Source organism: Rahnella inusitata, assembly GCF_003263515.1.
Classification (GTDB): domain Bacteria; phylum Pseudomonadota; class Gammaproteobacteria; order Enterobacterales; family Enterobacteriaceae; genus Rahnella; species Rahnella inusitata.
In genome coordinates this window covers 21,563-37,557 of the sequence record NZ_JYDE01000041.1, presented here as the reverse complement: position 1 = coordinate 37,557, position 15,995 = coordinate 21,563, and the positions used below count along the sequence as shown (strand labels likewise).

General features: G+C 55.3%; 12 protein-coding genes. 11 read left to right on the top strand and 1 reads right to left on the bottom strand.

The genetic code is table 11. From position 1 onward, the window contains the following. The first annotated feature begins 105 nt into the window (after positions 1-105). The 11 genes from TU92_RS20110 to TU92_RS20060 all read left to right on the top strand — a co-directional run bounded on the left by TU92_RS20110 (position 106) and on the right by TU92_RS20060 (position 14,279). On the top strand, positions 106-1,818 hold the full coding sequence (locus TU92_RS20110) for an ABC transporter ATP-binding protein (RefSeq protein ID WP_112168937.1): 1,713 nt from the start codon (positions 106-108) through the stop codon (positions 1,816-1,818). Between the two features lie 776 nt (positions 1,819-2,594). Beyond that, positions 2,595-3,662 (top strand): porin, encoded by a 1,068-nt coding sequence (locus TU92_RS20105; RefSeq protein WP_112168936.1) that lies wholly within the window; start codon positions 2,595-2,597, stop codon positions 3,660-3,662. 283 nt (positions 3,663-3,945) lie between these two features. Further along, positions 3,946-4,956 carry an N-acetyltransferase DgcN gene (gene dgcN, locus TU92_RS20100; RefSeq protein WP_112168935.1) on the top strand — a complete coding sequence of 337 codons (1,011 nt, stop codon included), beginning with the start codon at positions 3,946-3,948 and terminating at the stop codon, positions 4,954-4,956. Then, positions 4,956-5,921: an N-acetyl-D-Glu racemase DgcA gene (gene dgcA, locus TU92_RS20095; protein WP_112168934.1), complete on the top strand. Its 966-nt coding sequence runs from the start codon at positions 4,956-4,958 to the stop codon at positions 5,919-5,921. The genes dgcN and dgcA overlap by 1 nt, the downstream gene beginning before the upstream one ends. A 47-nt stretch (positions 5,922-5,968) precedes the next feature. Beyond that, positions 5,969-7,852, top strand: a complete 1,884-nt coding sequence (locus TU92_RS20090; protein ID WP_112168933.1) for an ABC transporter ATP-binding protein — start codon at positions 5,969-5,971, stop codon at positions 7,850-7,852. Positions 7,853-7,897: 45 nt separating this feature from the next. After that, a complete protein-coding gene (locus tag TU92_RS20085; RefSeq protein ID WP_112168932.1) occupies positions 7,898-9,442 on the top strand; it encodes a glutathione ABC transporter substrate-binding protein in 1,545 nt (514 codons plus the stop codon). 159 nt (positions 9,443-9,601) lie between these two features. Further along, entirely contained in the window at positions 9,602-10,522 is a 921-nt protein-coding gene (locus TU92_RS20080; protein ID WP_112168931.1) for an ABC transporter permease subunit, read from the top strand. A gap of 9 nt (positions 10,523-10,531) precedes the next feature. Then, positions 10,532-11,443 (top strand): ABC transporter permease subunit, encoded by a 912-nt coding sequence (locus TU92_RS20075; RefSeq protein ID WP_112168930.1) that lies wholly within the window; start codon positions 10,532-10,534, stop codon positions 11,441-11,443. 33 nt (positions 11,444-11,476) lie between these two features. Next, positions 11,477-12,562 carry a P1 family peptidase gene (locus TU92_RS20070; RefSeq protein WP_112168929.1) on the top strand — a complete coding sequence of 362 codons (1,086 nt, stop codon included), beginning with the start codon at positions 11,477-11,479 and terminating at the stop codon, positions 12,560-12,562. Then, the gene (locus tag TU92_RS20065; protein ID WP_112168928.1) at positions 12,559-13,380 is read left to right on the top strand and encodes a M55 family metallopeptidase; all 822 of its coding nucleotides are present in this window, start codon (positions 12,559-12,561) and stop codon (positions 13,378-13,380) included. Before TU92_RS20070 ends, TU92_RS20065 begins: the two co-directional genes overlap by 4 nt. Before the next feature lie 8 nt (positions 13,381-13,388). Then, positions 13,389-14,279: a LysR family transcriptional regulator gene (locus TU92_RS20060; protein WP_112168927.1), complete on the top strand. Its 891-nt coding sequence runs from the start codon at positions 13,389-13,391 to the stop codon at positions 14,277-14,279. A gap of 263 nt (positions 14,280-14,542) precedes the next feature. Here the strand turns inward: TU92_RS20060 and phoA are convergent, their stop codons facing one another. Then, positions 14,543-15,967, bottom strand: coding sequence for an alkaline phosphatase (phoA, locus tag TU92_RS20055; RefSeq protein ID WP_112168926.1), 1,425 nt, complete (start codon positions 15,965-15,967; stop codon positions 14,543-14,545). Between the last annotated feature and the right edge of the window lie 28 nt (positions 15,968-15,995).

Genomic DNA, 15,995 nt, shown 5'->3' with positions numbered 1-15,995 from the left:
GAAATGGTATCCGGCGGGCAGGTCTAAAATTATCTTTATCGATAACTATTTTCATTTAGACTGACGGACTTGCCCGCCTCCGGGCCGTTTCTATGAGGATGCCTGATGCTCCGCCGTTTCTTCTCTTATTACGCTCCCTATAAAAAGCTGTTCTTCCTCGATTTCGGCTGCGCCATTCTTGCCGGTCTGCTGGAACTGGGCTTTCCGATGGCGATCAAAACCTTCATTGATAAGCTGCTTCCTGCCCACGACTGGGTGCTGATCATCGGTGCAACCGTCGGCTTGCTGCTGATTTACGTGATCAACACCTTGCTGATGGCGATCGTGAACTACTGGGGTCACGCGCTGGGCGTCGGGATTGAAACTGACATGCGGCGTCAGGCGTTCAGCCATTTACAGAAACTGTCTTTCCGCTATTACGACAACACCAAAACCGGCCATATCATCACTCACGTCACCAAAGATCTGGAGGAAGTGGGAGAGATAGCGCATCACGGCCCGGAAGATGTGTTTATCGCGGTGATGACCTTCATCGGTGCCTTTATTCTGATGGCAACCGTGCATGTGCAGCTGGCGCTGATGACCATCATTATTGTTCCGGCAATGACCTGGATGGTTAGCCGTTATGGCGCGCAAATGACTGACACCTGGCGGCGTTTGTTCGGGATGGTCGGTAATTTCAACGCACGTATAGAAGAAAGCATCGGCGGTATTCGCGTGGTCAAGGCGTTTGCCAACGAGGAACATGAACAAAAGCTGTTTGCGTCGGATAACGACAACTACCGCATCACGAAGCTGAAGGCCTATAAAATCATGACCGCCAGCCTGACGCTGAGTTATCTCAGTACCCGACTGGTGCAGATTATCGTGATGATCGCCGGGACCTGGTATGTGATAAACGACCAGCTGACCTACGGCGGATTTGTCGGATTCCTGCTGCTGGTAGAAGTGTTCTTCCGCCCGGTGGCGAAAATCAGCTCGGTGCTGGAAAGCTATCCGAAAGGGATTGCCGGTTTTAAACGCTTTACACAACTTATCGACACCGCGCCGGATATCGTGGATCGTCCCGGCGCACAGATCGTCAGCCATCTGCATGGCGACATTCACTACGACAACGTGGTGTTTGGCTACACGCCTGCCGGCAAAATCCTCAACGGGATCACACTTTCTATTAATGCAGGCGAAACGCTGGCGTTTGTCGGCCCATCGGGTGCGGGGAAAACCACGCTGTGCTCGCTGCTGCCGCGCTTTTACGAGTTAGACAGCGGCAGTATCACCATTGACGGGATTGATATCCGGGATATGACGCAAACCTCGCTGCGCCATAACATCGGGATCGTGCAGCAGGACGTGTTCCTGTTTGGTGGCACCATTCGTGAAAACATTGCTTATGGCAAACTGGGTGCCAGCGAAGAGGAAATCCGCCTCGCCGCCAGCCGCGCACGATTAGATGATGTGATCGACGGTTTACCGCTGGGCATGGACACGGTGATTGGCGAACGCGGCGTGAAACTTTCAGGTGGTCAGAAGCAACGGCTGTCTATCGCGCGCATCTTCCTGAAGAATCCGCCGATCCTTATCCTCGATGAAGCGACGTCCGCGCTCGATACCGCCACCGAGCAGGCTATCCAGCAATCGCTGGCGGAGCTCTCGGAAGGAAGAACCACGCTGGTGATCGCCCACCGCCTGGCCACCATCCAGAATGCCGACCGCATTGTTGTGGTCGATAAAGAAGGAATTGTCGAGCAGGGTACGCATGACACTTTGCTCTCCCTTCAGGGCCGATACGCTCAGCTTCACGCCGCGCAGTTCCGCTAATGCTTTCACTCCCCCCCTTCAAAGGGGAGGAGTGAATTTGAGTATCAGCAGTCATTCAGAAGTTAAAAACACGCCCTAAATCTGTCAGTCTCCCTGCAAAAGTTATCTCTCTTTTAATTCTTCCTGTTTAACCAAAGCCCGTTTTGAATAAAAAAAGCGCAACTCGGGCGAAAGGAAAAGTCCAATTTCGTTCAATTTAATCACCTGCGTAATTATATTTATCTTTAATCTGCCTTTATTTTAATCAGTAGCTTTATTAAAAATCCTAAGAGCAATGAAATTGCGTAGTACAAAAATCTTATGACCGCTTTTTCTATTTATTAGATAAGGAAGTTAACATGAAAATAATTACCCTGCTATGCACTATTAAAAGGCAACAGAGGGGCATTTTTCAGATAATTCCTTAACGATTGTTAACGGAAATAATCGTTGGAGAATGGTGATCTGGCTTGCAACTACTTTACAAATCGCAACGCATTTTGCACCAAATTAAAGCGTTGCATCATATTGGTGCAAAACGTTATGCGAAAACCGCATATAATCAGTGGTTTAGCGGCTTATGGTTGAAACATTATGTTACATCTCTTTACGCAAAAAAGACTCAGAACGCCGAACTTTTCCATTTTAACTTTTTGTGCGCAGTGTTAAGGTTCAAGTCGTTTTACAGACAGACGCATTTAAAAACATGTACAAATACTCATAGTCCTATATTCCCGTCATATAAAAGAAAGCGGACATGAGAAATCCTTTATAAAAAAATCAAGGAAATTTAAATAATGATGAAGCGCAGTGTGCTGGCCTTAGCGGTCTCTTTAATTGCAGTGGGTTCTACCGCAAATGCAGCCGAGATTTATAATAAAGACGGTAATAAACTGGACCTCTACGGTCGCGTGACTGCCAAGCATTATTTCTCCGATGACACCGGTTCTGACGGCGATTACACCTATGCACGTCTGGGCTTCAAAGGCGAAACTCAAATTAACGACACACTGACCGGTTATGGCCAGTGGGAATACAACATTCAGGCTAACCACGCTGAATCTCAGGGCGACCTGGGCAATAAAACCCGTCTGGGCTTTGCGGGTCTGAAAGTGAAAGATTTCGGTTCTATCGATTACGGCCGCAACTACGGTGTTGTGTATGACGCACTGGGCTTCACCGATATGCTGCCAGAGTTTGGTGGTGATACCGCTAACTCCGATAACTTCATGGTTGGCCGTTCTAACGGTCTGGCCACTTACCGTAACCAGGACTTCTTCGGTCTGGTCACTGGTCTGAACGTTGCCTTGCAGTATCAGGGTAAAAACGAAAACGATGGCCGCGCTTCAAACAAAGCGAACGGCGACGGTTACGGCGCATCCATCGATTATGAAGATATCGCAGGTTCCGGCATCGGTGCGGTTATCGCAGGTTCTTCTTCTGACCGTACTAACGCACAAGCCAACTCCGCTATCGGCGGCGGCGACAAAGCGTCAGCATGGGCAACAGCTCTGAAATATGATGCAAACCAGATTTATCTCTCTGCAATGTATAACGAAACCCGCAACCTGGCGTCAATCCCGGGCGGCTTCGCTAACAAAACTCAGGGTTATGAGTTAGTTGCACAGTACCAGTTCGAAAATGGTCTGCGTCCGTCAATCGGTTACGTGCAGTCCAAAGCGAAAGATGTTGAAGGCGTGGGCGATGCTGACCTGGTTAAATACTTCGAAATCGGCGCGACTTACTACTTCAACAAAAACATGTACACCTATGTTGACTACATGATCAACCAGATCGACGACAACAACAAACTGGGCGTAAGCTCTGACGACATTGTTGCTGTAGCGCTGACTTACCGCTTCTAAGTTAGTGTACGAAATTATTACCCCATTCTGTGTCTGAAAAAGGTAATCGCAAAGGCAGAGTTCATTGGCTCTGCCTTTTTTTATGCCTGTTATTCAGCCCTCTGCCGTCCGTGCCTACTGTCTACACTCCTCAAATAACCACAATAAATTCAATAAACTAAACCTATAGCCTCAGGTTATACCCCCTCATTAAACAAGTATTCGTCAGCCGGAACTTCGCATGGAATAGTCTGCGTACGCATTACAACAACGCATTCTAAAAAACCTTTACGGAGAAACTGACATGCAGCAAATACCGATGCCGTACCTGTTATTCCTCGGCGATGTAATGGATCCGCTGGCAGCCAAAACGGCGCGCGGGATTTACGTCTGGCGCCCTGAATCTTGCGTCGGGCAGATTCGTCTGGCGACGGACTCTGTCTCACTCGGCTTACCAGATCTGGATATTCCAACGGCGAAAGCGCAGGGCGCAAAAACCATGGTGCTGGGCACCGCCAATTCAGGCGGCAAACTGCCAAAGCACTGGATCGATTCCATCAAAACCGCCATCCGCGCCGGGCTGAATGTGGCCAACGGGTTGCATCAGGGGCTGAATGATATCCCTGAGCTGGTTGAACTGGCCGCCGAACACAACGTGCAACTGTTCGACGTGCGTCATATGCGCCCGGAGCTCGATACCGGCACCGGCATTAAGCGCAGTGGCAAACGCATTCTGACCGTCGGCACCGACTGCTCGGTCGGCAAAATGTATACCTCGCTGGCGCTGGAAGCGGCCATGACGGATCTGGATCTCAAAGCTGATTTTCGCGCTACCGGCCAGACCGGCGTGCTGGTCGCCGGTGCGGGTATTGCGATTGATGCGGTGATTGCCGACTTTATCTCCGGCGCGGTGGAGCTGCTCGCGCCTGCCAACGACGACGACCACTGGGACATCATCGAAGGTCAGGGCTCGCTTTACCATCCGTCTTTCGCCGGTGTCAGCATGGGCCTGATCCACGGCGCGCAGGCGCATTTACTGGTGATGTGTCATGAGCTTGGCCGCCCGCATATGCGCCATCTGCCGCATCAGTTTATGCCGACGCTGCGCCAGTGCCTCGATACCAATCTGGCTGCGGCCAGCCTGACCAGTCCCGACGTTAAAATCGCCGGTTTCTCCCTCAATACCTCTGGCGTGAGTGAAGAAGAAGCCAAAGCGGCGCTGGCACAAATCAGCGAAGAGTTCGGCGTGCCCGCCACCGACCCGGTGCGTTTTGGCATTAAAAACATCGCGCAATGGATCAAGGACAACGGCTGATGATGCAGATGAGTTTCGGCGCCGTCGAACTGCCGCTGGCGAGGCCTTTTGCGATTTCACGTGGCACGCGCACCGCCGTGACGGTGGTGCGTGTGACCCTGACCGACGGCGGGTTTACGGCGACCGGCGAATGTACGCCGACCGCGCATTATCAGGAATCGCCGGAAAGTGTGTGCGAGCAGCTCGAACTGATCCGCCCGCAGGTGGAAGCCGGTATGCACCGCGACGCGCTGCAACAGGCCTTACCGATCGGATCTGCGCGCAATGCCCTTGATTGTGCAATGTGGCATCTCGATGCGGCAAAACAGGGCAAGACGGTGTGGCAACTGCTTGATATGTCAGCGCCGGTCTCCGTCATTACCGCAGAAACGCTCAGTCTTGATTCGCTGGAAAACATGGCGAAGGCAGCAGAAGTGGCGGTAGCGGGCGGGGCAAAACTGCTGAAAATCAAACTTAACCGTGACCAGATTATTGAGAAGGTGGCGGCTATCCGCGCCGCTGCGCCGCATACCACGCTGGTGGTCGACGCCAACGAATCCTGGCTCGGACTGGATCTCGAAAGCCTGTTTCATGCGCTGCACGAATTCAACGTGGCGATGATCGAACAACCGCTTCCCGCCGGGAATGACAAAGACCTGGTGCGTTGTTTGCATCCTGTTCCTGTCTGCGCTGATGAAAGCTGTCATGAACGCGCCGATATCGCCGGGCTGACTGACCGCTACGAGATGATCAACATCAAGCTCGATAAGTGCGGCGGACTGACCGAAGCGCTGGCGATGACCGCCGAAGCGAGACGGCTCGGTCTGCGCATTATGGTCGGCTGCATGCTCGGTTCGTCGATTGCGATGGAAGCGGCATTGCCGGTGGCAGTGCAGGCGGAACGTGTCGACCTCGATGGCCCGATCTGGCTGGCGCAGGACGCTGAACCCGCGTTGCGCTATGAGCACGGCGAAGTCTGGGTGTAATCGCCCAAATCACACATTACTGACCTCAATAAAGGAGACGCTTTTTGATGAATGAGCCCGTACCCATCTTACAGATTAACGATTTATCGGTGACGTTCTCCGGGCGGCAGGGCAAAACTCAGGCGCTGAAAGGCGTTTCCTTCTCTATTAATAAAGGTGAAGTGGTGGCGGTGGTCGGGGAAAGCGGCTCCGGCAAGTCCGTTACGTCACTGAGCGTGATGGGATTGCTGCCCGATTCCGCACACATCGATGCGGGCAGTATTGATTTCTTCGGTCGCAACGGCGCACGGCATACGCTGAATTCGCTGTCGGCAGAGGCGCGTCGAAAACTGCGCGGCCAGGAAATGTCGATGATTTTTCAGGAGCCGATGACCTCCCTCAATCCGGTGCTGCGCGTAGGCGATCAGCTCACCGAAGGGCTGCTCGATCACGGCATGGCGACCAAAGCCAATGCGTTGATCAAAGCCCGCGAACTGCTGATACAGGTGCGCATTCCGGACGTCGAACGCATTCTTAAATGTTATCCGCACGAGCTTTCCGGCGGGATGCGTCAGCGTGTGATGATAGCGCAGGCGCTGGCCTGCGACCCGGCGCTGTTAATCGCCGACGAGCCGACCACTGCGCTGGACGTCACGGTGCAGGCGCGCATTCTGCAAATCCTGCGTGATCTGCAAAAGGGCACCGACATGTCAGTGCTGTTTATCACGCACGATATGGGTGTAGTAGCGGAAATCGCCGACCGCGTGGTGGTGATGTATCAGGGCAAGGTGGTGGAACAGGGCAGCGTGACCGATATTTTTGCCCACGCGCAGCATCCTTATACCCGCGCATTGCTGGCGGCAGTACCGAAACTGGGCGATATGCAGGGGCTGAAGTGGCCGCGCCGTTTCCCGCTGCTGAGCACTCAGGCCGGTGCCGCCATGACGCCAAAAAATGGCGCGGAAAAGCAATCGGTTGCAGGTGATAAAGCTCACATTTTGTTGCCTGATGACGATCAAAAGACCGCGAATTACGATGCACCTCCGCTGCTCGACGTACGCGGGCTGCGGGTTTGTTACCCGATCCGCTCCGGCGTGCTTTCCCGCATCACCAAAGAAGTTCATGCCGTCGAGCAGATCGATTTTTCCATCTGGCCGGGAGAAACGCTGGCGCTGGTAGGCGAAAGCGGTTGTGGAAAATCCACCACTGGCCGGGCGATTTTGCGGCTGGTCGGCAGCGAATCCGAAAGCATTCACCTTAAAGGCAAAGAAATTACGCTGATGCGCGATACGCCTTTTCAGGGAGTGCGCCGTCAGATCCAGATGGTGTTTCAGGATCCCTATGCTTCGCTGAATCCGCGACTGACCGTCGGTTTTTCCATTGCCGAACCGTTATTACTTCACGGCCTGAAAAAGTCGCTGGCCGACGCCACACCGACCGTTAACCAGCTGCTGAAAAGTGTCGGATTGGATCCGTCCTTTGCCCGCCGTTATCCCCACGAATTCTCCGGCGGTCAACGCCAGCGCATTGCGATTGCGCGTGCGATGGCATTGCAGCCGCAGGTCATTATCGCCGACGAAGCAGTTTCCGCGCTGGATGTATCGGTTCAGGCGCAGGTGGTGAATCTGATGATGGATTTACAGCGCGATACCGGCGTCGCGTGGCTGTTTATCTCGCACGACATGGCGGTGGTGGAACGTATCGCCAACCGCGTGGCGGTGATGTACAGCGGGCAGATCGTGGAAATTGGCCCGCGAGATTCGGTGTTCAGCAACCCGCAGCATCCTTATACCCGACGCCTGCTCAGCTCCGTGCCGGTCGCGGATCCTGCCCGCCGTGTGTTACGTAATTTCGACGATGCGGAAGTGAAATCGCCGGTGCATCCGGTCGGGGTACAGATAGAAAAAATCAAATACAGTCAGGTCGCTCCGCACCACTGGGTGTCTGTCTAGGTCATTTATCACTACGTTAATTATTTGAATACACAGGGGAATACTATGCACTCGACGTTACTACGTAAAAGCCTTATCGCGGCCGGTCTGGCGCTCTGTTTCGCCGCTTCGGCACAGGCCAAAGACCTGCGCATTTCCATGTATGCCGATGTGACCGGTTTCGACCCGCACGACACCACCGATACCCTGAGTTATTCCATTCAGAGCGGCATCTTTGAACGCTTATTCCAGTTCGACAGCAAAATGGCGGTGATACCGGTGCTGGCGACCGATTACACCAGCAATGCCGACGCGACTGAATTCACCATCAATCTGCGCCACGATGTGACTTTCCAGGACGGCACGCCGTTCAACGCCGCGGCGGTAAAAATCAACCTCGACCGTCTGGCCAATCCGGCCAATAAACTCAAGCGCAATTCGCTGTTCAGCATGATCAAATCCGTGGACGTGCTGACGCCGTATCAGGTCAAAATCACTCTGAACAAACCGTTCGGCGCGATGATCAACACGCTGGCGCACCCTTCTGCGGTCATGCACAGCCCGGCCTCGTTAAAACAGTATCCGAACGAGCAGGATCTGAGCGTACATCCGGTCGGTACCGGTCCGTTCAAGTTTGTCGAATGGCAGCAGGGCAAAGACGTCAGGCTGGTGAAGTTCGACAACTACTGGCAGAAAGGCTGGCCGAAAGTCGATTCTGTGACGCTGTACCCGACGCCGGAAGATTCCACACAGGTCGCGAAACTGAAATCCGGCGGCGTAGAGGCGGTTTATCCGCTGCCGTCTGATCTGGTTGATACCGTGAAGAGCGATCCTAAGCTGGATATTTCGCAAAATCCGGGCATCTATCTGTATTACATCGCCTTTAACACCCAGAAAAAAGAGTTCTCAGACGTGCGTGTCCGACAGGCGATCAACTACGCCGTGGATCGCAATCTGTGGCTGAAAGTCGGTTTCGCCGGGATGGGTTCACCTTCCACGTCGCCACTGCCGAAAAACGTTCAGTTCTACCAGAAGCAATCCACGCCGGATTACAGCTACAACATTGCCAAAGCGAAAGAGCTGATGAAAGAAGCCGGATACGAGAAGGGCTTCGACGTGGAAATGTGGAGCTCGAACAAAACCGACCGCATCCGCAGCGCGCAATTCCTGAAACAGCAGCTGTCGTTGATCGGCGTGCGCGTCAAACTGGTGCCGATGGATTCCGGTACGCTCAACCAGCGTCTGTGGAGCACGCCGAAACCGGCTGATGCCAAAGTCGAAATGTACTATGGCGCATGGTCAGCCTCCACCGGCGACGCCGACTGGGCGCTGCGTCCGCTGTTTGCGACCGAATCCTGGATCCCGTCGGCTTACAACGTTTCCTACTACAGCAACAAACAGGTCGATGCGGCCATTACCGCCGGTCTGCAAACGGCTGATATCGAAAAACGTAAAGCCGCTTATGCCGATGCACAGAAACTGCTGTGGGCCGATGCCCCGGTCGCCTTCCTGGGTGTGCCGGATAACCTGGTCGGTAAGAGCAAAGACCTGACCGGTGTCTACATGCTGGCGGACGGATCGCTGATTTTTAATCAGGCACAGTTTAAATAATTTTTTGCTCCCGGAGGTTAAGCAGATTTTGGTCGGCTCCCCCCCTGCGAAGGGGGAGGAGCAAAGGGCAAAACCAACGCGTGTTCCGGTCTGCTTCCTCCTTCAGCTTAGGGGGAGGAGCACACCGTCATTAATATTCAGGTTCAGGGAAACACATCTATGCTGACCTATTTTATCCGCCGGATACTGGAGATGATCCCGGTTTTACTGGTGGTCTCTTTGCTGGTCTTTGGCTTTATCAAGCTGCTGCCGGGTGACCCTGCGCGTATTTACGCCGGACAGGATGCGCCGATTGAGGCGGTTGAGTCAGCGCGGGAACTGCTTGGCCTTAACGATCCGCTGCCCGCGCAGTACTGGCACTGGCTCAATGGCATGGTGCATGGCGATCTGGGGACGACTTATCGCACGCGTCAGCCGGTATCAGGCGTGATCGAAAGTGGATTTATGCCGACGCTTTTGCTGGCGCTGGCCGGTTTCGCCTGGTCGGTGGTGCTGGGGCTGGTGATTGGCGTCGTGTCGGCGCTCAAACGCGGAAAATGGCAGGACTGGACGCTGATGAGCATGGCGGTCGGCGGAATTTCCATGCCGCCGTTCTGGCTCGGACTGCTGTTGATTCAGTTTGTCGCCATGCCGTTCGGGCTGTTTGCGGTCAGTGGATTCAATCAGCCGACCGACATCATTTTGCCAGCGATCACCCTCGGTTCCTCGGTAGCGGCCGTAATGGCGCGCTTTACCCGCTCGGCGTTTCTCGACGTCGCGCAGGAAGACTATGTGCGCACCGCCAAAGCCAAAGGATTACGCGCCCGGCTGGTGACCTGGAAACACATCATGCGCAACGCGCTGATCCCCATCATCACCATGCTGGGCCTGCAGTTTGGCTTCCTGCTTGGCGGTTCGATTATTGTCGAAAGCGTGTTCAGCTGGCCGGGGCTGGGCTGGTTGTTGATCGAGTCGATCAAGACGCAGGATCAGCCGGTGATTCAGGCACTTGTGATGCTGTTCGTGTTCGAATTTATTCTGATTAATCTGCTGGTTGACATGCTTTACGCCGTCGTCAATCCGGCTATCCGCCTGCGCTAGGAGCTGCACATGACCGACCCCGTCTCTCCACTGGGAGAAACCCAACCGTCTGCGGTTGCCGCGCACAACGACGATATCCGTTCGCCGTGGTATGACTTTTTCCACACGTTTTTGCGCCACCCGATGGCGCTGGTTTCCGGCGGTTTTATTCTGCTGCTGGTTCTGGTGGCGGTGTTCGCACCCTGGCTGGCGCCTTATGACCCAATGACGCCTGACTGGATGGCGCTCGGCGTCGGCCCGACGGCAGAACACTGGTTTGGCACCGATGACTTAGGCCGTGACGTGCTCAGCCGCATCATCTTTGGCGCACGGATTTCTTTGTACGTCGGTATTTTTTCGGTCACGCTCGGTATGATTGCCGGTGTGCTGCTTGGTCTGCTGGCGGGCTATTACGGCAAATGGCTGGATATGTTGATCATGCGCGGTTCCGACGTATTGTTCGCATTTCCCGGCATGTTGCTGGCGATTGCGGTGGTGGCGATCCTCGGCCCCGGTCTGAACAACGTGATTATCGCCGTCGCCGTATTTAGCGTGCCAGTCTTCGCCCGCATCGTGCGCGCCGCAACGCTTTCCATCAAACAAAGTGCCTACGTGGAGGCCGTGCGTTGTGTCGGCGCGCCGGATCGCGTGGTGATATTGCGCCACATCCTGCCGGGCACGTTATCGAACGTGATCGTCTATTTCACCATGCGCATCGGCACCAGTATTCTGACCGCCGCCAGCCTGAGTTTTATCGGTCTCGGCCCGGAACCGGACGTCCCTGAGTGGGGCAACATTCTGGCAATGAGCCGTAATATGATGATGGCGGGCAAATGGAACGTCAGTGTTTTTCCGGGGCTGGCGATATTCCTCACGGTTTTGGCATTTAATTTACTTGGCGACGCGCTGCGCGACACGTTGGATCCTAAACTGAAGAAATAGCCTGATGACTTAACTCGCTGAAATGGAAGAGAGATGCATCCGCAATACCCTGAACCCGATGAATTTACGCAGCAGGCACTGGCCGCGCTGCTGCAACGCTGGCGCACAACGCGTCAGATCTTTCGCCCGCGCTTTCCGTGCGGGGCGACTAACGCAATAACGGACGTCACCGGTGTCACCGTCGGCCACAGCACGCTGGCGGCGGGGGACGTCCAGACCGGCGTTACTGCCGTCGTGCCACCCGGCGATAATCTCTATCAGCAGCCTTTACCGTGCGGCGTAGCGGTGCTCAACGGCTTTGCCAAACCGATGGGACTGATTCAGGTGATGGAGTTGGGCGAGCTGCAAACCCCGATTCTGCTCAGTAACACCTTCGCCACCGGTGTGTTGTTCAACGCGATGATAAAACGCAGCTGTCAGCAGTTCCCGCAGATGGGTCGCCCCGATGCCACTATCAACCCGTTGATCCTCGAATGTAACGACTTCTGGCTCAACGATATTCAGGCCATGGCGGTGAGCGAAGATGATGCGCTCACCGCACTCGACGGCGCGACAAACACTTTCACCCGTGGCAGCGTGGGAGCAGGGCGCGGCATGAGCAGCTTCGGTCTGAAAGGCGGTATCGGCACGGCGTCGCGCTGGTGCGAAGAACTCAATGCCACGCTCGGCATACTGGTGCTGGCGAACTTCGGTAAACTCTCTGAACTTACGCTCGACGGCGTGCGCGCCGGTGATGCTATCTCCCAGGTGTTGCCAAAGATCCCGCCGCAGGTCGATGCCGGTTCAGTCATCATCATTTTGGCCTGCGATCGTTATCTCGACAGTCGCCAGCTAGGCCGCATCGCCAAACGCGCCGGTGCCGGGCTCGGGCGTCTGGGCAGCTACTGGGGGCATGGTTCAGGCGATATCGCGCTGGCATTCTCCACGCAGCGTGACGGTGTCACGTTGACCGATGACAAGCTCGAGCCTTTACTGGCGCTGGCCGCGGACGCCACCGAGCACGCGGTCATTGACGCCATGCTCAGCGCCGAAACCGTCTGCGGCTTCGACGGACATTTCCGGCTGGGGCTGAGTGAAGTCCTTGACAGCCTTGCCAATTTAAAAGGGAACGAATCATGAAAATTTTTATCTCTGCTGACATCGAAGGTATTGCGGGCGTGATGCGTCCTGAACAATGCAGCCCCGGCAATGCCGATTACGATGCCGCGCGGGCACTGATGGAACAGGAAGTGAACGCGGCGATTGACGGCGCGTTCGCCGGTGGCGCGACGGAAGTCACCGTAGCCGACAGCCATGCGATGATGCAAAACCTGCGCGCCGACAAAATCGATCCGCGCGCCCGTCTGGTGCAGGGCAAACCGCGCGGCCTCTCGATGGTTGAAGGTTTGCAGCAACAGCAGTACGACGGCCTGATGTTCGTCGGTTTCCACACTGCCGCGGGTGAAAATGGCGTGCTGGCGCATACCATAAATGGCCGCGCTTTCTACCGCGTCAAACTCAACGGTAACGTAGTGGGCGAAAGCGATTTGTACGCGGCCGCCGGTGCCGAGCTGAACGTCCCGCTATGGCTGGTGACCGGCGATGATCACCTCGAAACCTGGATCCGTCGCCATTATCCTGAATCTCAGTACGTCTGCGTCAAACGCGCGATTTCCGCCAACGCTGCCGAATCCGACAGCCCGGCAATCGCCCGCGCGAAAATCCGCAAACACGCCACGCTGGCGGTCAGCAAACCCGCGCCGCTCACCGCCGGAAGATTCAGCCCGCCGTATCATCTCGAACTGATGACCGCCAGGCCGGTGCTGGCCGATTTGTTCTGCCTGATCCCTGGCGTCGAGCGACTGGATGCTGTCACCGTCGGCTATCACAGCCCGAACGTGGCCAATATCATCAGCCTGCTGAGTGCATTTTCCTATCTGGCAACGACTCAGAAATAAGGCAACACATGCGCTTACGTCACATTGAAGTGTTTCAGGCGGTTTTGCAGGCGGGCAGCGTCAGCGGCGCGGCGCGCTTGCTGAATGTGTCGCAACCGAACGTCAGCCGCGTTTTGAATCACGCCGAGCAGCAGCTGGGTTTTACGCTGTTTGACCGTACGCCGCAGGGGTTGATCGTGACGCCGGAAGGGCGCAGGTTGATGCCGGAAGTCGAGGCGTTGTTCAGCCATATTCAGGCGATCGGTGCGCTGGCGGAGCAGCTGCGTCAGGGCGAAGGTCAGCATGTGCGCATCGGTTCTGCTCACGCCCTGGGTCACAGCGTGATGGCGCCGGTGCTGGTAGATTTCCGCCGTCAGACCCCCGGCGGCAGCGTCGAACTGGTGACCGGGCACTTCAACACGCTGAGTCAGGATTTGCTGCAATACAAAATGGATTTCGCACTGGCCTTCGGCGAGCCTGCCACGCAGGAGCTGGTTTCGGAGTCCATCTATCAGGGCAACATGGTCGCGCTGTTGCCGAAGGATTCCGAGGTTGAAGGGCCGGTATCGCTGGCGTGGCTATGTGAAAATGATCTGATGATGCTACAGCAGCAGGATCCGCTGGGTCTGGTACTTAACCGCGTCTTGCGCGAAAACGGCCTGACACCGCAATCTTCATTACACATCAAAACCTACTCTGTCATCGCCGACATGGTGCTGGCCGGCGGCGGCGTCGGGGTGGTCGATACGTTTACCGCCCAGCGGTATGTCGATCAGCTGAAAATTTGTGAGGTCATAGAGCCGTTACCCTTTGAGGTTATTTTGCTGAACAGGCGCGACCAGCCGGTATCTCAGGCGGCGCTGAAGCTTAAGCAGCTGATAAGGCGCAAATTATGGGCATTGGGGGAGGGGGGCGGTTAAAAAATCAAAATCAAATTCAAGGTCGAGTGTTGCTACCCACGGGCTACGTAAAACAGTACACAGACAGATCCCTCCCCTGCGAAGGAGAGGGTTGGGGTGGGGTATGATGCCAAATCAATAAGTTGACGTTTTCTCCGACAAATTCATGGCGTGTTATACCCCCTCCCGGCCTCCCGCTTCACAGGGGGAGGAGCAAAGCAAACCCGTAAATATTCTCGGTCAGAGACAAACAGCCGCCTTACAGCTGCCCCCTGCACTAAAAACTATTCGATCCCCATTGCCCCTTTCATCGTAAAGAAAAGATCAGTCTGATCTGTCAGACCCACCACATTCGCCGCGTGTGGCCCAAACGCCGCGATCCGCAACTGGGTTCCGGTGTGGCCCTGGGAGTCATCCTCTGAGTTACCATAACTGATGGTCATTGGTGCGCCATCTTTGGTGGTCAGCGTCTGCGTCAGGCCGGGAGCTTTGGCGTCGGCTTCGATGATTTGGCTGGAATGTGCATGGTCGGCGGTGACAATCACCAGCGTGTTGCCGTCTTTGCGGGCGAACTCCAGCGCTTTCTGAACCGCTTCATCCAGGTCGACCGTTTCACCGAACTGTCCGCATGGATTAGCAGCGTGATCCTGCTTATCAATTGACGCGCCTTCCACCTGCAGGAAGAAGCCTTTTTCATTGGTCTTCAGCAGGTCGATGGCTTTTTCTGTCATTACGGCCAGCGTCGGGATATCCGCGGTGCGCTGTGGGTTGGCTTCACAGGTGACGGCGGGTTTATCAATGTTGCCGTGATAAGAGGCTTTCGGACCCTGCCAGCGCACCGGCATGTTGCCTTCGGAGAACAGACCCAGCAGCGGTTTTTGCTGACCGGCCTGGGTAATAGCAGCGAGCTGGTCGGCGTTTTCGATCCACTCATAACCCTGCGCCAGCGCCTGATCTTTCAGAGATTTGCCCGTGAACTCGCCGCTTTTCGCCAGCTGGCTGAATGATTTTCTGCCGCCGCCGAGCGTGACATCGGCGCGGGCGTGCAGCAACTGTTCGGTGATTGAGCCGCGTCCGCCATTTTCCAGCGCATTGGTGGCACATTTCTCTGAGGTTTCTTCCGGGCCGTAGCATTTACGCGACGTCACGTGCGCGATTTGTGCAGCGGGCGTTGCATCCTGTAACTCTGCGGTAGAAACGTTGCCGGTGGCTTTCCCCGCCGCTTTGGCGATTTCGAGGATTGTCTGGTGATCTTTACCGTTCACATCCACGCCGATTGCGCCGTTATAGCTTTTCACGCCGGTGGTCCAGGCGGTAGCGGACGCAGCGGAATCGGTAACGTAGTTAGGTTTTTGCGTTTTTTTATCAAGAGAATAATGCGTGTATTGGCCGGTCAGCGGCAGGGCGTCGATGCCTTTGAAATAGCCGCCCGCGCCTTCTGCATAATTTCGCGCGGAGGTAATTTCGGAATCACCCATACCATCGCCGATCAGCAGGATCACGTTCTTAACCGTTTTGTCAGAGAGCGATGCTTTCAGCGCGGCTGTCTGGTCACCGCTCAGACGGCGAGCGCCACCTTGTTCAGTTATCACACCTTTAGCGGCGCGATCGGACAAGGCGTTATCTTCAGCAGCAAATGCTCCGGCAGAGGCGGAAAGCAGTAAAGAGGCGGCGATGGCGCGAGCGATCAGAGATACAGGTTGTTGCATTGTCAAAACTCCTTTTGATGAAGCGTCA